Origin of the sequence: Thauera aromatica (genome assembly GCF_023093595.1) — a bacterium.
GTDB classification, from domain to species: Bacteria; Pseudomonadota; Gammaproteobacteria; order Burkholderiales; family Rhodocyclaceae; genus Thauera; species Thauera aromatica_A.
Genome location: NZ_JALLIK010000106.1, coordinates 108499 through 127090, shown reverse-complemented (window position 1 = coordinate 127090; position 18592 = coordinate 108499). Strand labels below are relative to the sequence as shown.

The following is an 18592-nucleotide window of genomic DNA, read 5'->3' as shown; positions in this document are numbered from 1 at the left end:
GCATCCGCCCTCGCCTCCGAACGGCGCTCGACAATATTCGTCCCGAGGCACACGTCCATGCCGATCCGTGTTTTCCTGATCAGCGACTTCCGCCTGCTGGTGCATGGCATCGAAACCCTGCTCGACCAGCACGCACCGCGCTTCGCCCGCGCCGGCCGTGCCGACACCCTCGATGGCGCTGTCGAGGCCGTGCTCGCCGCGCGCGCCGACCTCGTCCTGCTCGATCTCGACACCGCTCCTGCTCGGACCATCGCCACCGTCGGCGCGCTGCACGCCGCCGCGCCCCAGGTCCCGGTACTGCTCCTCACCCGCCTTGCCGACAGTGCCCTCCAGGACCAGGCGGTGATCGCCGGCGCGCGCGGCGTGATCGACGCCACTACCGCACCCGAACTGTTTCTCGCGGCGCTGGACAAGGTCGTCGCCGGCCAGATCTGGCTCGACCGCGCCGCTACCGGGCGCATCTTCGTCGAGTTCTCACGCCACAGCAGCGGCGCCCACGACGACCCCGTCGCCGCCCGCCTCGCCCAGCTCACCGAGCGTGAACAGGACATCGTGATCTGCCTGCTGCGCCACAGCGATGATGCCGGCAAAGCCCTCGCCCGCCGCCTCAACATCAGCGAAAGCACGCTGCGCAACCACCTCACCTCGATCTACGGCAAGTTCGGCGTCTCCAACCGCAGCGGCCTGCTTGCCTTCGCTTTTCACAACAGGCTGAGCGAACGCCTCGGCCCGCTGCACGGCGCCGAACGGCATCCCCAAAGCGCCCGCCTGAACATCACGATTCCCGGCTAAGGGACTCGCACGGCACAACCTTCCCCCACTTTGCTGTGCCCGCTCCGTGCGTCATCGTCACAGCGCGGCCTGCTTCACGCTCGCTTTATTCCACTCCGGCCCGCCTGCCAGCCCTTCGCCGGCTGAACGCCTGCTCCCGAACGAGCGCCACCGGTGGACGCCATAGGAGGAAACTCCTGCCCCGATCGGGAGCTGTCGCCGTAAACCTCCCGAAAATTTCAGGAGATCCCTCCGTCACGAAGCGGGAGCATTGGCCGATGCCCGCCTCCGCTCAACTCGCCACAATTTCCCATCATGAAGCAGAAATCCGCCCCCTTCTGCAAGCGCGCCCATCCACGGGTACAGGCGAGAATGCCGGTGCACATCGCCGCACTCGAGGGGATCACGCGCGATGTCAGCGCCGGTGGCGTCTACTTCGAACTCGAGGGCGACACTGAGATGGACAACGAAATCTGCTTCGAACTCGAGCTGGAAACCACGCTGGGGTCTTTGTGCATGCAATGCAGCGGAGAAGTGGTGCGAAGGGAGCGGCGGAGCAGCCGCACGGGCGTCGCGGTGAGAATGACAGATTCATATCTTTCGGCGGCCCTGTAGAACGTTGGTCTGAAAGCGCGGGCGGCCAGGAGGCGGCCCGGTCGATCCAGTCAATCAGAGGAAGCGTCGATCATGAGTACCTACACCTGGACATTCGGGGCCGAGAGTGCCGGACTGGAATTCACCGTCGTGTATGACACGGAAGCGGAAACCTTCACCGTAAGCAGCCTGGCGGGGTCCTTCGACCTCAACGCCTTGTGGTTCTCGAACGGCGATGCGAGCTCCGAGGGCTACACCCTGGTCAAGTCGGACAACAGCCTCAACATGAACGGCGCCAACACGGTGTGGGACGATGACGGCAACGCGACGAGCGAAAAAATCGTCTGGGACGACTACGCCAAGCTGTCCGGCACCGGACTCGGCGCGGCAGGGGAAACCAAATCGAGCTTCATCAGCGCGGGCGAAACGGCGACGTTCTCACTGGCCGACTTCGGCCTCGACGCGTTCGATCCGGAAACCTACGGCACGCTCGGCGTTCGCGCCACCAGCGTCAATGGCGGCGACAGTATCAAGTGGGTGGACAAGGAAGCGGTGGTCGACGAAGGCGGCGACCCGTGGGGGGACAACCCGTTCGTGGTCGCAGCATCGGCTGCCGGAGACGATGGCGTACCCGGCGAGGATGGGGCGGCCGGTGACGCCGGCACCGGGGGCGCTGACGGTGCGGATGCGACCGCCCCCGTAGTCGATGGCCCGGACGGTAATGATGGCAGCAATGCGTATGTCCAAGGACCGGGCAACAGCAATCCTGTTGCCGCGACCGCCGGCATTCCCGGCACCGATGGGAGCGATGGAAGCAACGGTGGTGACGGCACCAGCGGCAACGATGGCACCAGCGGAGATGCGGGAGGTGGCGGCACCGCGGGAGGCGCCGCGCTCAGTGTCGATCAGGATGCATCCGCCATCCTGATCGACGCCACCACCGGAGCAATCCTGATCCAGGGCGGGGCCGGAGGGGACGGCGGTGATGGCGGGGCCGGCGGCAATGGCGGCGCCGGCGGTGACGGCGGCGACGGCACCGCCGGTGGCGATGGTGGCGATGGCGGGGACGGTGGCGACGGCATCAATTCCGGCGGCACGACTTACCAGAACGGCGCGGACGGCGGAGCCGGTGGTGCCGGCGGTGACGGTGGCACGGGCGGTACGGCCGGCGACGGTGGCAACGGTGGCGACGGCGGTGCCGGCGGTGATGGCGGCGATGGCGGGGTGGCGGTCGATAACGGCGCCGTGACCGAAGTGTTCATCATCGGAAGCTACGATGTCAGCATCCTCGGCGGTGCTGGCGGCACGGGCGGCGACGGCGGAGCGGCGGGCACGGGCGGTGCCGCAGGCAGCGGCGGCATCAGCGGCGATGGCGGTATCGGGGGCGACGGTGGCGATGGCGGCACCAAGGTGGCAAGCGGCACGGACGGCGCGGACGGCGCGGACGGCACCGACGGCAGCAGCCCGGCGGACGGCGCGGACGGCACCGCCGGTAATGATGGGACTGCAGGTGCGGACGGCGCGGACGGCGCCGATGGCACCGGCTTTTCCAGTAGCGTTAATGTCGATGCCACCGCTTTCACCGGGCACCTGAGCATTTCCGGCTCCAACGACGACGACACCATGCTGATGGGGGACGGCGGCTCGGAGATCCACGCCACCCTCGGCAGCGACACCTACACCCTCGGTGACGGTGCCGACGTCGTTGTCTATACCGCCGCCGCCCAGTCTGACGGCACGATCTCCACCGACACCATCAATGACTTCGACGTCGCGGAAGACACCCTCGATCTATCGGGCCTCAGCGACACCACGCTGACCTGGATCGGCGGCGACGCGTTCTCGGGCGATGGCAACGAGGTTCGCTACGCGGACGAAAACACCCTCGAAATCGACCTCGACGGCGGCGGTGACAGCGAAATGGAAATCATCGTGACCGGCGTGGCGGACGATCTGGCTGAAGGCAGCTTTATCCTCTGATTCCCGCCCGGCTCTTTGCCCCCTGGCCGCCCCAGGGGGTTTTCGCTGACTTCTTCTCCTTGCGGAAAAACGAGGGCGCCCCGGGCGATGTGCTCCGGGGCGCCCTCGCTCCGCTCACCGGCCAGGCGGTGAGCGGCATCCTGTGTCCTTACTTCAGCGCCGCCAGCGCCGCGGCGTAATCCGGCTCTTCCTTGATCTCGGGCACGAGCTGGGCATGCACGACCTTGTCATTGGCATCGACCACCACCACGGCGCGCGCGGTGACGCCGGCAAGCGGGCCGGAAGTGATCGCCACGCCGTAGGCCTGGGCAAAGCCCGGGTTGCGGAAGGTCGACAGGGTGTGCACGTTGTTGAGGCCTTCGGTCTCGCAGAAGCGCTTCGCGGCGAAAGGCAGGTCGGCGGAAACGACCAGGACCACGGTGTCGGCGAGCTTGCCGGCTTCGGCGTTGAACTTGCGCGTCGAGGTTGCGCACACCGGGGTGTCGAGGCTGGGCACGATGTTGAGCACCTTGCGCTTGCCGGGGAAGGCGTCGAGGCCGATGTCGGCGAGATCGGCGCCGGTCAGCTTGAAGGCGGGCGCGGTATCGCCGGCGTGGGGAAAACGGCCCGCCACGTCGATCGGGTTGCCGCCAAGGGTCACTGTACTCATGAGTCTGTCCTCCGGGTGATTGAAGAAAGCCGCCGCGCTTGTCCGTTGCGGGTCGGCGAAAGGCAAAGCGTACACGATCCGGCCAGGGCGGGAAGGTGAAAAATCGGGCATGCGTGCCGCGGGCGCGGCGTTCCCCCGCCGCCGGCCGGGCAGCGGCGGGGGAACGCGGGGACCGCCGCTTCAGCGCATCGCGCGCAGGCGGGCGATGCGTTCCTGGGTGGACGGGTGGGTCGAGAACAGGCCGCGCAGGCCGCCGCCGGAGAGCGGATTCATGATCATCATCTGCGCGGTCTCGGGGTGCTGTTCGGCAGTGTGCATCGGAATGCCGCGGGCGTAGGCGTCGATCTTGGCCAGCGCCGCGGCGAGCGCTTCGGGGTCGCCGGAGATCTCCGCGCCGCCGCGGTCGGCGCCGAACTCGCGGGTGCGGCTGATCGCCATCTGGATGATCATGCCGGCGAGCGGAGCGAGGATCATCATCGCGATCGACACCACCGGATTGGGGCGGTCCTCACCGTCGCGCCCGCCGAAGAACATGCCGAAGTTGGCGAGCATCGAGATCGCGCCGGCGACCGTCGCCGAGATCGTCGAGATCAGGATGTCGCGGTTCCTGACGTGGGCCAGTTCGTGCGCCATCACCCCGCGCAGCTCGCGCTCGGAGAGCATGCGGATGATGCCGGTGGTGGCGGCGACGGCGGCGTTTTCCGGGTTGCGTCCGGTGGCGAAGGCGTTGGGCTGGGCTTCGTCGATGATGTACACCTTGGGCATCGGCAGCCCGGCGCGCTGAGCGAGCTCGCGCACCATGTTGTACAGGTAGGGCGAGGAGGCGGCATCGACCGGGCGGGCGTGGTACATCTTCAGCACCGCCTTGTCCGAGAACCAGTAGGCCCAGAAATTCATCGCGCCGCCGACCACGAGCGCGATCAGCATCCCTTGCTGGCCGCCGATGGCCGCGCCCATCGCGCCGAACAGGGCGACGATGCCGGCCATCAGTATCGAAGTCTTGATCCAGTTACCGAACATTGCGGAATCCTTCCTGCACGAGATTGATCGAGAATGAAAATGGAGGCGGGGGAGGCGGAATCAAGAGCCGGCCGCCGCCGCGCCGCTTCACGCCGGGGACGCGGCGGCGAAGCGTTCGCCGACAGAGACCGCGAAGCCGCGCAGGAATTCCCCGGCAGGCAGGCGCTTGCTGCCCGCGCGCTGCAGGCTGAGGAGGCGGAGCGCACCTTCGCCGCAGGCCACGGTGATGCCGCCATCGTCCACCGCGAGCACGGTGCCGGGTGCGCCGCAGCCGGCGACCACCTGCGCCGCCCAGCACTTCACCGCGCTGTCGTGCAGTACGGAAACGGCGCCGGGAAAGGGGTCGAAGGCGCGCACCGCACGCTCGATCGCCGCCGCCGGCCGCGTCCAGTCGATCGTCGCTTCGGCACGGCCGATCTTGGCCGCGTAGGTGATGCCTTCGTCCGGCTGCGGCGTGGCCTGCAGGGTGCCGGCAGCGAGCGCGCCGAGCGCATCGACGATGGCTTCGCCGCCGAGCGCGGCGAGGCGGTCGTGCAGGCGGGCGGTGGTGTCGGCGGGCAGGATCGGCGTCCTGCGCACCAGCAGCATCGCCCCGGTATCCAGCCCTTCATCCATCTGCATGATGGTGATGCCGGTCTCGGCGTCGCCAGCCTCGATCGCGCGGTGGATCGGTGCCGCGCCGCGCCAGCGCGGCAGCAACGAGGCGTGGATGTTGATGCAGCCCAAGCGCGGCAGCGCCAGCACCGCCGGTGGCAGGAGCAGGCCGTAGGCCGCCACCACCAGCACGTCGGGCGCACAGGCGGCGAGCGCGGCGCGCTGCTCTGCGGTGCGCAGCTTCTCCGGCTGGTCGACGGCGATGCCGTGGGCGAGGGCGAGTTGCTTGACTGCGCTCGGGGTGAGCTTCATGCCGCGCCCGGACGGGCGGTCGGGCTGGGTCAGCACGAGCGGAACTTCGTAGCCGGCCTGGAGGATGGCATCGAGCGCGCGCGCGGCGAATTCGGGCGTGCCGGCGAAGGCAACGCGCAACGTGCCGCCATTGGAAGCGGGCGCGGCCGTCATGCGGTGATGCGGGCCTGCTTGGCCAGCTTGCTCTTGATGCGGCCGAGCTTGAGCTGGGACAGGTATTCGACGAAGACCTTGCCGTCGAGGTGGTCGATCTCGTGCTGGATGCAGACCGCGAGCAGGCCCTCGGCCTCGAACTCGACCGTCTCGCCCTGCTCGTTCAGGGCGCGGACCCTGACCCGCTCGGCGCGCTTGACCTTCTCGTAGACGCCGGGCACCGACAGGCAGCCTTCCTCACACACCTGCTCGCCGGCGCGCTCGAGGATCTCGGGGTTGATCAGCGCCATCAGGCTGCTCTTGTCTTCGGAGACGTCGATGACGACGACGCGCCGATGCACGTTGACCTGGGTCGCGGCGAGGCCGACGCCGGGCGCTTCGTACATCGTTTCGGCCATGTCCTCGATGAGCCGGCGGAGGTCGTCGTCGATCCGCGCCACCGGTTTGGCGACGGTGTGCAGGCGGGGATCGGGGTAGCGGAGAATAGGTAGGAGAGCCATGAATGCCTTGCCGGGTTGAATCTTTGCGTGCAGAATTTCCAGCGCTCCCGCATGCATGCACATGTAATGAGAACGGGGCGGGAAGTACGTGGTACGTGGGCGCGGCACGTGCGCGACCAAGCCTGCACCGCGCTGCCGTTTCGACCCCGACGGGCGGGCGGCGTTCCGGAACGGTTCCGGCACACCCCCCTTCTACCGGAAGCGATCGATGATCCGAATTATATTCCCTCTGCTGCTCGGCATCGCGACCCTGTTCAGCATCGCCGCCCAGGCCCAGTCCGGCGTGCGCCTCGTTGATAACGCCCCCGACAGCTACACCGTGGTCGCGGGCGACACCTTGTGGGGCATCTCCGGCCGCTTCCTGCAGCAGCCCTGGCGCTGGCCCGAAGTCTGGCGCCTGAACCGCGACCAGATCCGCAACCCCCACCTGATCTACCCGGGGCAGGTGATCCTGCTCGATCGCAGCGGCCCCTGGCTGTCGATCGGCCGCCGCATCGACGGCTCCCGCGAGGTCCGGCTGCAGCCGCAGATCTACAGTGAAGCCCTCGACACCGCGGTGCCGAGCATTCCGTTGCAGATCATCGAACCTTTCCTCAGCCGCCCGCTGGTGGTCGATGGGCCGCGCCTGGAAGGCTCGGCGACGATCGTCGCCACCGAGACCAGCCGGGTGCTGACCGGCTCGGGCGACACCGTCTTCGCCAAGGACGTCGGCGACAGCGCCGACGTCTGGCACATCTACCGCCCCGCGCGGCCCCTCGAAGACCCGCTGACGCGCGAGACCCTCGCCTGGGAGGCGGCCTACCTCGGCACCGCCCGCGTCACTGAACGCGGCACTCCGGCAACGCTCGAAATCGTCTCCGCGGTCGAGGAAATCGGCGTCGGCGACCTGATGCTGCCGAGTGAGCGCCCGGCGGTGTTCTCCTACGTCCCGCACGCGCCGGCGCAGGCGCTCGAAGGCCGGATCATCTCGATCCATCGCGGCGTCAGCGAAACCGGCCGCCTCAACGTCGTCGCCCTCAACCTCGGCGAGCGCGACGGCATCGAGCGCGGCCATGTGCTGGCGCTGTTCCGCAACCGCGGCAGCGCCGAATTCAACGGCGAGGACGGCAAGGAAAGCTTCCAGCTGCCGGAAAAGCGCTACGGCACGGCGTTCGTGTTCCGCGTCTTCGAGCGCGTCGCCTACGCCCTGGTGATGGACGCCGACGGCCATGTGACCCTCGCCGACGCCGTGCGCAGACCCTGAGCGCCCCCGGCACCGCAGCGTGGCAACCGACGCCGACGATCTCGCCCACTGGCTGCGCCTGAGCGCGGTGCCCGGCCTGGGCGCCGCCCACCAGCGCAGCCTGCTTGCCGCTTTCGGCCTGCCGCAGCACATCTTCGCCGCCAGCCGCGGCGCGCTCGCCGCGGTCGTCGGCAGCGAGGCGGCGGCGGCCGTGCTCGCCCCGCCACCGCAAGAGCGCATCGAACAAGGCCTGGCCTGGGCTGCCGAAAGCGGCAACCACCTCCTGACCCTGGCCGACGAAGCCTATCCGCGCAGCCTGCTCGACATCGCCGACCCGCCGCCTCTGCTGTACCTGAAGGGCCGCCCGGAGTTACTGCAGCGCCCGGCGCTCGCCCTCGTCGGCGCGCGCTCGTCGACCGTGCAGGGCGATGCCAACGCCGAAGCCTTCGCCCGCGCCCTGGCCACCCAGGGTTTCGCCATCGTCAGCGGCCTGGCGCTGGGCATCGACGCCGCCGCCCACCGCGGCGCGCTCGCCGCCGGCGCGGAAGGCGGGGGCACGGTGGCGGTGATCGGGACCGGCATCGACCGCATCTATCCGGCAAAGAATGCCGCGCTGGCGCGCGAGATCGCGGCCGCCGGCGTGGTCGTCAGCGAGCTGCCGCTCGGCACGCCGCCCCTGCCGCACAACTTCCCGCGCCGCAATCGCCTGATCGCCGGACTCGCCCACGGCGTACTGGTGGTGGAAGCGGCGGTCAACAGCGGTTCGCTGATCACCGCCCGCCTGGCGACCGAAAGCGGGCGCGAAGTGTTCGCCATTCCCGGCTCGATCCACTCGCCGCTGGCGCGCGGCTGCCATCGTCTGATCCGCGAGGGCGCCAAGCTGGTGGAAACCGCCGAGGATGTGGTCGAGGAGCTGCGCGGCCGACTCGGCTGGGCCTCCCCGCCCTTCCCTGCTCCCCCACGCCACCGCGGACGCCGCGCCTCCGGCGCCGGTGCCCCGGAATCGTCCCCCGCCGCTCCGGCGCAGGCCGCGCTCGCCCTCGACGCCGACACTGCACGGGTGCTCCAGATCCTCGGCCACGACCCGGTGGACATCGACACCCTTGCCCAGCGCTGCGGCTTGACGGTCGATGCCCTCTACGCCATCCTGCTGCCGTTGGAGCTGGACGGGCGCCTCGTCCGCCTGCCCGGCAGCCGCCTGCAACGCACCTGAAGCGGGTGCCACCCGTCCCGAAACACCGCCTGCGCCACGGCCGAAGTGGTCGGCAGGCGCGTTTGCCGCATGCGTCCCGCACCGCCGAATCCAGAAGAGGCCGTTTTGTTCGACATCCTTGTATACCTGTTCGAAAGCTACATCCACGCCGACGCTTGCCCCGAATCCGAGCTGTTGGCGCGCAAGCTGTCGGCGGCCGGCTTCGAGCAGGAAGAAATCTCGGAAGCGCTGGAGTGGCTCGCCGGCCTGCGCCGGGTGGCGCGCGAGATCCATCCGGGGTGTGCACCGAGCGCCGGCTCGGTGCGTATCTACACCGAAGCGGAACAGACCCAGCTCGATGCCCCCTGCCGCGGCTTCCTCAGCTTGCTGGAAAGCGCCGGCGTGCTCGGTGCCGCTCACCGCGAACTGATCATCGAACGGGCGATGGCCTTGCACGACTTCACCATCACGCTGAATCGCCTGAAAGTGATCGTGCTGATGGTGCTGTGGCAGCAGGAAGAACCGATCGACACCCTGATGGTGGACGAACTGCTGACCGAGGAAGACGACTGGGACTACGAACCGGTCGTGCATTGAGCGCATCTCCCGAGCGGCTTGCACGCGCCGGCGTGCTGTCCTTATCATCGGCCGCTTCCTGAACCCTGCGCCTAGCGGCGCCCAGCCCCCTTCCTGCCAAAGCATGAGCAAGCAACTGATCATCGCGGAAAAGCCCTCCGTCGCACAGGACATCGCCCGTGCGCTGGGCGGCTTCACCAAGGAGAAGGACTACTACGAGTCCGACGACTACGTGCTGTCGTCGGCCGTCGGCCACCTTCTCGAGCTTGCCGTGCCCGAGGAATTCGAGGTCAAGCGCGGCAAATGGACTTTCGCCCACCTGCCGGTGATTCCGCCCCACTTCGCGGTCAGACCGATCGAGAAGACCGAGGACCGCTTGAAGCTGCTCACCCGGCTGATCAAGAGGAAGGACGTCACCGGCCTCATCAACGCCTGCGACGCGGGCCGCGAGGGCGAGCTGATCTTCAACTTCATCGCCCAGCACGCCGGCACCAAGAAGCCGATGCAGCGCCTGTGGCTGCAGTCGATGACGGCGCAGGCGATCCGCGACGGCTTCGCCCACCTGCGCGCCGCGCAGGACGTCGAGGGCCTGCGTAACGCCGCGATCTGCCGCGCCGAATCGGACTGGCTGATCGGCATCAACGGCACCCGGGCGATGACCGCGTTCAACTCCAAGACCGGTGGCTTTCACCTCACCACGGTGGGTCGCGTGCAGACGCCGACGCTGGCGATGGTGGTCGAGCGCGAAGACCGTATCCGCAAGTTCCAGTCGCGCGACTACTGGGAACTCGAAGCGCGCTTCGCCTGTGCCGCCGGCGAATACCCCGGGCGCTGGTTCGACGAAAAGTTCAAGAAGCCCGAAGGCGACGAGCACGCCACCGCCTTCCGCCTGTGGGACCAGGCCCGGGCCGAGGCCATCCGCGCCAAGTGCGCGGGCAAGCCGGGCGTGGTCAGCGAGGAGTCCAAGCCCTCCACCCAGCTGTCGCCGCTGCTGTTCGATCTCACCAGCCTGCAGCGCGAAGCCAACGGCCGCTTCGGCTTCTCCGCCCGCGTCACCCTGCAACTCGCCCAGGCGCTGTACGAGAAGCACAAGGTGCTGACCTACCCGCGGACCGACGCCCGCGCCCTGCCCGAGGACTACCTCGCCACGGTGAGCGAGGTGCTGCGCACCCTGCCCGATCAGTACGCGCCCTTCGCCGGCGAGATCGCCCGGCAGGGCTGGGTGAAGCCGAACAAGCGCATCTTCAACAACGCCAAGATCTCTGACCACTTCGCCATCATCCCCACCGGGGCGCTGCCGAAGAACCTGTCCGAGGCCGAACACAAGATCTACGACCTCGTCACCAAGCGCTTCCTCGCCGTGTTCTACCCCGCGGCCGAGTACCAGATCACCACCCGCATCACCCGCGTCGAGGGCGAGGTCTTCAAGACCGAGGGCAAGGTGCTGGTCAATCCGGGCTGGCTCGCGGTGTATGGCAAGGAAGCCGCCAGCGACGAGAAAGATGGAAAACCCGGGGACGCCAAGGACGGCGGCCCGCAGCTGGTGGCGGTGAAGCAGGGCGAGACCGTCGCCACCGAGGACATCGTGGTGAAGGCGCTGCAGACCAAGCCGCCGGCGCGCTTCAACGAAGCCACCCTGCTCTCCGCCATGGAAGGCGCGGGCAAGATGGTCGACGACGAGGAGCTGCGCGCGGCGATGGCCGAGCGCGGCCTCGGCACTCCGGCGACGCGGGCGCAGATCATCGAAGGCCTGATCGGCGAGCAGTACATCCACCGTGAAGGCCGCGAGCTGATCCCGAGTGCGAAGGCGTTCTCGCTGATCACGCTGCTGAAGGGTCTGGGCGTCACTGCGCTGACTTCGCCGGAACTGACCGGCGGCTGGGAATACAAGCTCGCGCAGATGGAACACGGCAAGCTCAGCCGCGAAGCCTTCATGAACGAGATCGCCGAGATGACGCGCGAGGTGGTCGAGCGCGCCAAGCGCTACGAGTCCGACACCGTGCCGGGCGAGTTCGTCACCCTGCAGACCCCGTGCCCGAAGTGCGGCGGGGTGGTGAAGGAAAACTACAAGAAGTTCGCCTGCCAGAGCTGCGACTGGAGCACCTGGAAGATCGTCGCCGGGCGCCAGTTCGAGTACGACGAGATCGAGACCCTGCTGCGCGCGGGCAAGGTCGGCCCGCTGCTCGGCTTCCGCAACAAGATGGGGCGCCTGTTCAACGCCGACATCGTGTTGAACGAGGACAAGCAGCCCACTTTCGACTTCGGCCAGCCCAAGGAAGGCGAGGAGGCCGAGGCGGTGGATTTCTCGGAACAGACGCCGGTCGGCGCCTGCCCGAAATGCGCCGCCCGCGTGTTCGAGCACGGCATGGCCTACGTCTGCGAAAAATCCGTGGGACCGGGCAAGCGTTGCGATTTCCGCTCCGGCAAAGTCATCCTGCAGCAGCCGATCGAGCGCGAGCAGATGGCGAAGCTCCTTGCCGAAGGCAAGACCGAGCTGCTCAAGGGCTTTGTCTCGGCGCGCACCCGGCGCAAGTTCTCCGCCTACCTGGTGCGCGGCAAGGACGGCAAGGTCGGCTTCGAGTTCGAAGCGAAGGCACCGAAAGCCGGCGCCAAGAGCGCAGCGGCGAAAGCCGGCGGCGATGCCGACGCCGCCGGCGAAGCCCCCGCGACCGCCAAGCCGGCCGCGTGCAAGCGCACCGCGGCGCCCAAGGCGGGCTGAAACCGCCCCCGCCGGGCGCACCGCTTCAGTCCGGCTTGGCCACGGTCAGGCGCTTGACGCTGTTGACGAAGCGCGACAGCGTCTCCGACAGCACTCCGCGCGGAATCATCACTTCGATCAGCTGGAAGCGGCCGCGGGTGGCGAACGCGGCGTCGAGCGCCGCCTTCAGCTGGGCGCGGGTATGGACGCGCACGCCGTCGCCGCCGAGGCCGGCCGCCATCTGCGCGAAGCCCCAATCGCCGAGGTCGTTGAAGCTCGATTCGGGCTGGAAGGTGCGCAGCATCTCCCAACTCGCGTTGTTGAACAGCAGCACGATCGGATCCCAGCCGTAGCGCCGGCAGTTGCCCAGCTCCATGCCGGTCATCTGGAAGGCGCCGTCGCCGACCAGGATCAGCGGACGCTGGCCGGTGGCGACCTGCACGCCGAAGCCGGCGGGCACGCCGTAGCCCATCGTCGCGTAGTAGCCGGGCGCGACCAGGGCGGTGTTCTCGATATCCATCGCGGTAAACAGGCAGTCGCCGACGTCGGCCGCGATCGGCAGCTTGCCGTGCGTGGCCATCAGGTCGTTGACTGCGGTGGCGATGTCGGACGGCGACACCGGGGCGTCGTCGGCGACCAGGCCGCGTGGAAACACCTGGCGCTCGCCGCCGACCGCGGCGCCGCGCGCCGGGACCCGGGCGAGGAGGCCGTCGACCAGGGCGGCGAGGGGAATCGCCGGATAGGTGTGATAGCTCATCGTCACCCGCCCATCGAAGGCGTGGATCGTCTTGCGCAGGTCGATGTGCTTTTCCGACACCGCGAAGTTGGTGTCGCACACGATCACCCCGAGCAGGAACAGGCCGTCGGAATCCTCCACCAGGCGGGTGACTTCGGGCAGGCCGGCGCGGCCCATGTAGGTGCCCATCAGCGGCGCATCCTGCTCCGCGAGCAGGCCGCGGCTCATGAAGCTGGTGACCACCGGCAGGCCGAGGCGGCGCGACAGTTCGGCGACCTTGTCCTCGAGGCCGAAGCGGCGCACTTCGATGCCCGCCATCAGTACCGGCGCGCGGGCGCGGCCGAGGCGCGCGAGGATCTCGTCGACGCAGGTAGACAGGGCCTCGGCATCGATCGCCGGCGGCGCTTTGGCAGCCACCGGCGCGCACGGCACGGCGACCATGTCGCGCGGAATCTCGATGTACACCGGCTGCGAGTTGCGCCGGGCGCTGGCGAGCACGCGGGCGATGTCGGCCGGGGCGCGCGCGGCATCGTCCAGGCGCACCTGGTCGCAGGTGATCTCGCGGAAGATCTGGAATTGCGAATCGAGCGTCTTGGCCTGGTGGTGGAGGAGCAGGCCGGAACGCGACTCGCCCTTGCCCGGGCCGCCGGAGAGCACTACCAGCGGGGATTTTTCGGCGTAGGCGGCGGCTACCGCATTGACCATGTTGAGCGCGCCGGCACCGTAGGTGACCGCCGCCACCCCGAGCCCGCCGCCGACGCGGGCCGCGGCGTCGGCGGCGAAACCGACCGCGGGCTCGTGCGACAGGGTGTACAGCGGCAGGATCTGCGACTCCTCGATGATGCGGAAGTACGGCAGGGCGAAGTCGCCGGGAATGCCGAAGATCTGGCGGGCGCCATGCGCCTTCAGCGCATGGAGCAGGGATTCGGTCAGGTTCATGCTGGTCTCCTCCGGAATGGTCGGAAAATTATGCTGCGCATGCCCTGCACGGTGTGCGCTTTTTAGTGCCTTAAAATGCGATGATGTGCACGTTTCGTGCATGAAGAAGCTGAAGAATGAACGCCATCACGGTCGACCGCCATGACCTCGCTCTCCTCGACGCGCTGCAGCGCAGCGGCAACGCCACCAACGCCGTGCTCGGGGAGCACGTGCACCTGTCGGCCTCGCAGGTCAGCCGCCGGCTGCAGCGCCTGCAGGACGCCGGCCTCATCGCCGGCTATGCGGCGCTGCTCGACCCGGCTGCGCTCGGCCTCGGCGTCACCGCCTTCGCCCACGTCACCCTCGAACGCCATGGCGCACAGCGCCCCGATGCCTTCGAGAGCGGCGTCGCCGCGCTTCCCGAAGTGCTCGAGTGCTTTTCGGTGAGCGGCAGCGCCGACTACGTGTTGCGCATCGTCGCCCCCGATCTGGCCGCCTTTTCCGAGCTGATGATGAAGCGCCTGCTGCGCCTGCCCGGTGTCGCCAACATCAAGACCGACATCGCCCTGCACAAGATCAAGCAGACCCACGTCCTGCCGCTGGAACACATCGCCCGCCCGCCGCGGCCCGCTTCCCGCCTGCGCTATGCCGGCGGATGAGGCGCAGCCCGCCTGTCGGTCAGGGTGCGGCGGCGCACCAATGCGAAACGGGCCTTGCGGCCCGTTTCGCGCTTCGCAATGGAGGATTTCCGCCTCAGCCTTCGAGCAGGCTGCGCAGCATCCAGGCGTTCTTCTCGTGCACCTGCATGCGCTGGGTCAGCAGGTCGAGGGTCGGCTCGTCGGCGGCTTTGTCGGCGACCGGGGCGATGCTGCGTGCGGTCTTGATCACCGCTTCCTGGCCGCGGACGAGCTGGCGGATCATGTCCTGGGCGTTGGGCACGCCTTCGGGTTCGGCCAGGCTGGTGAGCTTCTGGAAGGCCTGGTAAGTGCCCGGCGCGGGGCAGCCGAGGGCGCGGATGCGCTCGGCGATCAGATCCACCGCCAGCGCGAGCTCGGTGTATTGCTGCTCGAACATCAGGTGCAGGGTGTTGAACATCGGCCCGGTGACGTTCCAGTGGAAGTTGTGCGTCATCAGGTACAGGGTGTAGCTGTCGGCGAGCAGGCGGGACAGCCCGTCGGCGATCTGGGTGCGGTCCTGTTCGCTGATGCCGATATCGATTTTCATGTCGTTCTCCGTGCGCGGTGGTGAAGTGGCGAGGTGTATCGGAAGGAGCGTCGGCACAACGCCGAGCCCATGCTTCCATGCTAAAGCAATCGGATTGATCGATCCAATCGATCGAAAAAATCTCTTCGATCTACATGGGCTATGAATCAGGCGCTGACCAGCGCTTCGAGCCCGGGTGCGCGCCCGACCGGCCGCGCGCCCGGCAGCGCGCTGTCGAGGATCGCCGTGCGCAGCACGTCGATCGCGCCGCTGCGCGGATAGGTCACCCGCCAGGCCAGTGCCACCCGCCGCGAAGGTTCGGGTTCGGAAAAAGGGCGCACCGCGATCAGCGGGTTCTGCGCCGTCAGCTCGTCGGCCGCCGAGCTGGGCAGCACGGTGACGCCGAGCCCGGTGGCGACCATGTGGCGGATCGTCTCCAGCGAGCTGCCTTCCAGGGTGCGCTGCAGCCCGCCGACGTTGCGGCAGCTCGGACACACTTCGAGTACCTGTTCGCGGAAGCAGTTGCCGGCGCCGAGCAGCAGCAGCTGGTCTTCGGCAAGGTGCCCGGGGTCGATGCGCGCTTCCCGCGTCCACGGGTGCTCGGCCGGCATCAGCACGCGGAACGGCTCATCGTAGACCGGCTGCGCCACCACCCCGGCCTCGTCGAACGGCAGGCTGATGACGATGACGTCGAGCTCGCCGCGCTTGAGCGCTTCGGCGAGCCTCGCGGTGTAGTTTTCCTGGATGATCAGCGGCATTTTCGGCGCGAGCTGGTGCACGCGCGGAATCAGCCGCGGCAGCAGGTAGGGGCCGATGGTGTAGATCACTCCGACCCGCAGCGGCCCGGCCAGCGGGTCCTTGCCGGCGGCGGCGATCTCCTGGATCTGGCTCGCCTCCATCAGCACTTTTTCCGCCTGGGCGACGATGCGCCGCCCGGTCTCGGTGATCTTGACTTCGGTGGCGCTGCGCTCGAAGAGCTGGATGCCGAGTTCATCCTCCACCTTCTTGATCGCCACCGACAAGGTGGGCTGGGAGACGTGGCACTTTTCGGCAGCGCGCCCGAAATGGCGCTCGTGGGCGAGCGCGACGAGATAACGCAGGTCGGTAAGGGTCATGGCGACGACACGCAGGAAGGATTATGAAACCATAGGCCGGCAGCTTCCGGATGTTACCCCGTCGCCCCGCGTCCTGCGCACCCGGATGCTCCTGCAATGAGCGGAGGCCGGCTTGAACCCGCCGCGAACGCCCCCGATCTGAAAGCCGGAGTCTCCTCGGGAACAGGACGGCGGAACCCGCGTCCACCACTGCAGGTCGATTGCCAGCAGGCCGACTCCTTCCCCATTACTTTCGATGAATCCCGCTATGCGAAAAATCCTAGCCGTCAGCACCCTGGCCGTTGCTCTTGCGGCCGCGCTCCCGCAGGGCAGCCTTCTGTCGCCCGCCTTCGCCCAGGCCTCCGCACCGGCCTCCTCGATGGTGGCGCCGAACCGCTTCGGACTGCCCGATTTCGGCGACCTCGTCGAACAGGTCGGCCCCGCGGTGGTGAACATCAGCGTGGTCCAGCGCCAGGCGCAGGGCACGATGGGCGAGCACCCCTTCGCCAACGATCCCTTCTACGATTTCCTGCGCCGCTTCGGCGTACCGGTGCCGGGCATGCCCGGCCAGCCCGGCATGGGGCCGCGCGCGCGGCAGGGAATCGGCTCCGGCTTCATCGTCAGCAAGGACGGTTACGTGCTGACCAACGCCCACGTCGTCGCCGGTGAAAACGCCGACGCCACGCTCTCCGAAGTCACCGTGACCCTGATCGACAAGCGCGAGTTCAAGGCCACCGTGGTCGGCATCGATCGCCGCACCGACGTCGCCCTGCTCAAGATCGACGCCAAGGACCTGCCGGCGGTGAAGATCGGCAATGCCGAACAGGCCCGCGTCGGCGAGTGGGTGGTGGCGATGGGTTCGCCCTTCGGCTTCGACAGCACGGTGACCGCCGGCATCATCTCGGCAAAGGCGCGCCGCCTGCCCGATGAGACCTACGTGCCTTTCATCCAGACCGACGTCGCGATCAACCCGGGCAACTCGGGCGGGCCGCTGTTCAACCTCGCCGGCGAAGTGATCGGCATCAACTCGCAGATCTATTCGCGCTCGGGCGGCTTCATGGGGATCTCGTTCGCGATCCCGATCGACGTCGCGATGAACGTCAAGGACCAGCTCGTCACTCATGGCCGCGTGCAGCGCGGCCGCCTGGGCATCGCCATCCAGGAGGTGGATAAGGATCTCGCCCAGTCCTTCGGCCTGCCGGATGCGCGCGGCGCGCTGGTGGCCAGCGTGGATCCGGGCAGCGCGGCGGAGAAAGCCGGGTTGCAGGCGGGTGATGTGGTGCTCGGCGTCGATGGGCGGCGCATCACCGACTCTTCCGAACTGCCGCGCGTGATCGGCGACAAGCGCCCCGGCACCGAGGTGCGGATGGAAATCTGGCGCAACGGCCGCAGCCGCGACCTGGTCGCGACCCTCGACGAGCTGCGCACCGACAGCACCGTCGCCAGCGCCGCCCCCGCGGCGCCGAGCCAGGTCGAGAGTCTGGGTCCCAAGCTCGGCCTCAGCGTGCGCGCGCTGACCGCGCAGGAAGCCGGCGAGCTCAAGCTGCGCGGCGGTGTCGTCGTCGAAGGGGTGGATGGCGCCGCGGCGCGCGCCGGCATCCAGCGCGGCGACATCATCCTCGCGGTGAACAACCAGGTTCTCGCTTCCGTGGGCGAACTGCGCGCCCTCCTCGAGCGTGCCGGCAACCGCTTCGCCGTGCTGGTGCAGCGCGGCGAAGCGCGCATCTTCGTGCCCGTGCGCATCGAGTAAGCGGCTACCGCCCCGGCGCTACCGGCGTGGCGGGGCGGTGTCGATCCTTTTAGAATATAATTTTAACCTAATGAACCGGGCTTGCGCGAGGCCGGCCCGGTTCGCTCGTTTCCTTCCCACGCTACGAGGTCACCATGCAAAAACCCCTTCTCCGCACCGCTTTCGGCGTGCTCGCCCTGTCGCTGGCGACGGCCGCCTCGGCCCAGGTCAAGCCCGAGGACCAGATCAAGTTCCGCCAGGCCGGCTACAGCTTCATGAGCTGGAACATGGGCAAGATCAAGGCCAACCTCGAAGGCGAATACAACGCCAAGCAGGTCGAAGCCGCCGCCAACGCCATCGCCGCAATCGCCGGCTCGGGCATGGGTGCGCTCTACGGTCCGGGTACGGACAAGGACATCGGCGAGCGCAAGACGCGGGTGAAGCCCGAGCTCTTCAAGGAAATGGACAACGTCGGCAAGCTCGCCGGCGACTTCAACGCTGCCGCCGCCAACCTCGCCAAGGTCGCCGCCAGCGGCGACAAGGCCGCAGTGCAGAAAGCCTTCGGCGCAACCGGCGAAACCTGTAAAGCCTGTCACGACAAATACCGCATGGAGTGAGCTCCTTCGCCCACGCGCAAGAAAGCCACCTCAG

At 68.2% G+C, this 18592-nt stretch carries 17 protein-coding genes; 10 read left to right on the top strand and 7 right to left on the bottom strand.

All coding sequences use genetic code 11. From position 1 onward, the window contains the following. The first annotated feature begins 57 nt into the window (after positions 1–57). The 3 genes from MXC99_RS12430 (at position 58) to MXC99_RS12420 (ending at position 3345) form a co-directional block, all read left to right on the top strand. Entirely contained in the window at positions 58–792 is a 735-nt protein-coding gene (locus MXC99_RS12430) for a response regulator (RefSeq protein WP_247725755.1), read from the top strand. A gap of 294 nt (positions 793–1086) precedes the next feature. Next, entirely contained in the window at positions 1087–1386 is a 300-nt protein-coding gene (locus MXC99_RS12425) for a PilZ domain-containing protein (RefSeq protein ID WP_247725754.1), read from the top strand. Between the two features lie 72 nt (positions 1387–1458). Beyond that, positions 1459–3345 carry a hypothetical protein gene (locus MXC99_RS12420; protein ID WP_247725753.1) on the top strand — a complete coding sequence of 629 codons (1887 nt, stop codon included), beginning with the start codon at positions 1459–1461 and terminating at the stop codon, positions 3343–3345. 148 nt (positions 3346–3493) lie between these two features. On the opposite strand, the gene tpx is transcribed toward MXC99_RS12420, so the two are convergent. From tpx to def, 4 genes are all read right to left on the bottom strand, one after another. Beyond that, positions 3494–3994 carry a thiol peroxidase gene (tpx, locus tag MXC99_RS12415; RefSeq protein WP_247725752.1) on the bottom strand — a complete coding sequence of 167 codons (501 nt, stop codon included), beginning with the start codon at positions 3992–3994 and terminating at the stop codon, positions 3494–3496. Between the two features lie 180 nt (positions 3995–4174). After that, positions 4175–5014: a zinc metalloprotease HtpX gene (gene htpX / locus MXC99_RS12410; protein ID WP_247725751.1), complete on the bottom strand. Its 840-nt coding sequence runs from the start codon at positions 5012–5014 to the stop codon at positions 4175–4177. Between the two features lie 87 nt (positions 5015–5101). Then, a complete protein-coding gene (gene fmt, locus MXC99_RS12405; protein ID WP_247725750.1) occupies positions 5102–6073 on the bottom strand; it encodes a methionyl-tRNA formyltransferase in 972 nt (323 codons plus the stop codon). After that, positions 6070–6573: a peptide deformylase gene (gene def / locus MXC99_RS12400; protein ID WP_247725749.1), complete on the bottom strand. Its 504-nt coding sequence runs from the start codon at positions 6571–6573 to the stop codon at positions 6070–6072. The genes fmt and def overlap by 4 nt, the downstream gene beginning before the upstream one ends. 208 nt (positions 6574–6781) lie before the next feature. On the opposite strand from def, the gene MXC99_RS12395 reads away from it, so the two are divergent. The 4 genes from MXC99_RS12395 (at position 6782) to MXC99_RS12380 (ending at position 12282) form a co-directional block, all read left to right on the top strand. Next, positions 6782–7816, top strand: coding sequence for a LysM peptidoglycan-binding domain-containing protein (locus MXC99_RS12395; RefSeq protein ID WP_247725748.1), 1035 nt, complete (start codon positions 6782–6784; stop codon positions 7814–7816). Positions 7817–7835: 19 nt separating this feature from the next. After that, positions 7836–9008 (top strand): DNA-processing protein DprA, encoded by a 1173-nt coding sequence (gene dprA, locus MXC99_RS12390; RefSeq protein WP_247725747.1) that lies wholly within the window; start codon positions 7836–7838, stop codon positions 9006–9008. Positions 9009–9113: 105 nt separating this feature from the next. Then, positions 9114–9584 (top strand): DUF494 family protein, encoded by a 471-nt coding sequence (locus MXC99_RS12385; protein ID WP_247725746.1) that lies wholly within the window; start codon positions 9114–9116, stop codon positions 9582–9584. Between the two features lie 103 nt (positions 9585–9687). Next, positions 9688–12282, top strand: a complete 2595-nt coding sequence (locus tag MXC99_RS12380; protein WP_247725745.1) for a DNA topoisomerase III — start codon at positions 9688–9690, stop codon at positions 12280–12282. Between the two features lie 25 nt (positions 12283–12307). Here MXC99_RS12380 and ipdC read toward each other — a convergent pair whose 3' ends face one another. Beyond that, positions 12308–13936, bottom strand: a complete 1629-nt coding sequence (gene ipdC, locus MXC99_RS12375; RefSeq protein WP_247725744.1) for an indolepyruvate/phenylpyruvate decarboxylase — start codon at positions 13934–13936, stop codon at positions 12308–12310. A gap of 116 nt (positions 13937–14052) precedes the next feature. Here ipdC and MXC99_RS12370 point away from each other — a divergent pair, with 116 nt between their 5' ends. After that, positions 14053–14574: an Lrp/AsnC family transcriptional regulator gene (locus MXC99_RS12370; RefSeq protein ID WP_247725743.1), complete on the top strand. Its 522-nt coding sequence runs from the start codon at positions 14053–14055 to the stop codon at positions 14572–14574. A 94-nt stretch (positions 14575–14668) separates the two neighbouring features. Here MXC99_RS12370 and MXC99_RS12365 read toward each other — a convergent pair whose 3' ends face one another. Beyond that, positions 14669–15139 (bottom strand): Dps family protein, encoded by a 471-nt coding sequence (locus MXC99_RS12365; RefSeq protein ID WP_247725742.1) that lies wholly within the window; start codon positions 15137–15139, stop codon positions 14669–14671. 146 nt (positions 15140–15285) lie between these two features. Next, entirely contained in the window at positions 15286–16233 is a 948-nt protein-coding gene (locus MXC99_RS12360; protein ID WP_247725741.1) for a hydrogen peroxide-inducible genes activator, read from the bottom strand. A gap of 247 nt (positions 16234–16480) precedes the next feature. On the opposite strand from MXC99_RS12360, the gene MXC99_RS12355 reads away from it, so the two are divergent. Then, complete coding sequence (locus MXC99_RS12355; RefSeq protein ID WP_247725740.1) at positions 16481–17962, top strand: DegQ family serine endoprotease; 1482 nt, start codon at positions 16481–16483, stop codon at positions 17960–17962. 134 nt (positions 17963–18096) lie between these two features. Then, on the top strand, positions 18097–18558 hold the full coding sequence (locus MXC99_RS12350) for a c-type cytochrome (protein ID WP_247725739.1): 462 nt from the start codon (positions 18097–18099) through the stop codon (positions 18556–18558). The last annotated feature ends 34 nt before the right edge of the window (positions 18559–18592 follow it).

Excerpts from the sequence above, each read along its gene's own strand:
- MXC99_RS12380 (WP_247725745.1), top strand. The coding sequence starts at position 9,688 with ATGAGCAAGCAACTGATCATCGCGGAAAAGCCCTCCGTCGCACAGGAC.
- MXC99_RS12370 (WP_247725743.1), top strand. The coding sequence starts at position 14,053 with ATGAACGCCATCACGGTCGACCGCCATGACCTCGCTCTCCTCGACGCG.
- htpX (WP_247725751.1), bottom strand. The coding sequence starts at position 5,014 with ATGTTCGGTAACTGGATCAAGACTTCGATACTGATGGCCGGCATCGTC.
- MXC99_RS12365 (WP_247725742.1), bottom strand. The coding sequence starts at position 15,139 with ATGAAAATCGATATCGGCATCAGCGAACAGGACCGCACCCAGATCGCC.
- MXC99_RS12355 (WP_247725740.1), top strand. The coding sequence starts at position 16,481 with ATGCGAAAAATCCTAGCCGTCAGCACCCTGGCCGTTGCTCTTGCGGCC.
- MXC99_RS12420 (WP_247725753.1), top strand. The coding sequence starts at position 1,459 with ATGAGTACCTACACCTGGACATTCGGGGCCGAGAGTGCCGGACTGGAA.
- ipdC (WP_247725744.1), bottom strand. The coding sequence starts at position 13,936 with ATGAACCTGACCGAATCCCTGCTCCATGCGCTGAAGGCGCATGGCGCC.
- MXC99_RS12425 (WP_247725754.1), top strand. The coding sequence starts at position 1,087 with ATGAAGCAGAAATCCGCCCCCTTCTGCAAGCGCGCCCATCCACGGGTA.
- def (WP_247725749.1), bottom strand. The coding sequence starts at position 6,573 with ATGGCTCTCCTACCTATTCTCCGCTACCCCGATCCCCGCCTGCACACC.
- MXC99_RS12395 (WP_247725748.1), top strand. The coding sequence starts at position 6,782 with ATGATCCGAATTATATTCCCTCTGCTGCTCGGCATCGCGACCCTGTTC.
- MXC99_RS12430 (WP_247725755.1), top strand. The coding sequence starts at position 58 with ATGCCGATCCGTGTTTTCCTGATCAGCGACTTCCGCCTGCTGGTGCAT.
- MXC99_RS12350 (WP_247725739.1), top strand. The coding sequence starts at position 18,097 with ATGCAAAAACCCCTTCTCCGCACCGCTTTCGGCGTGCTCGCCCTGTCG.
- MXC99_RS12360 (WP_247725741.1), bottom strand. The coding sequence starts at position 16,233 with ATGACCCTTACCGACCTGCGTTATCTCGTCGCGCTCGCCCACGAGCGC.
- fmt (WP_247725750.1), bottom strand. The coding sequence starts at position 6,073 with ATGACGGCCGCGCCCGCTTCCAATGGCGGCACGTTGCGCGTTGCCTTC.
- tpx (WP_247725752.1), bottom strand. The coding sequence starts at position 3,994 with ATGAGTACAGTGACCCTTGGCGGCAACCCGATCGACGTGGCGGGCCGT.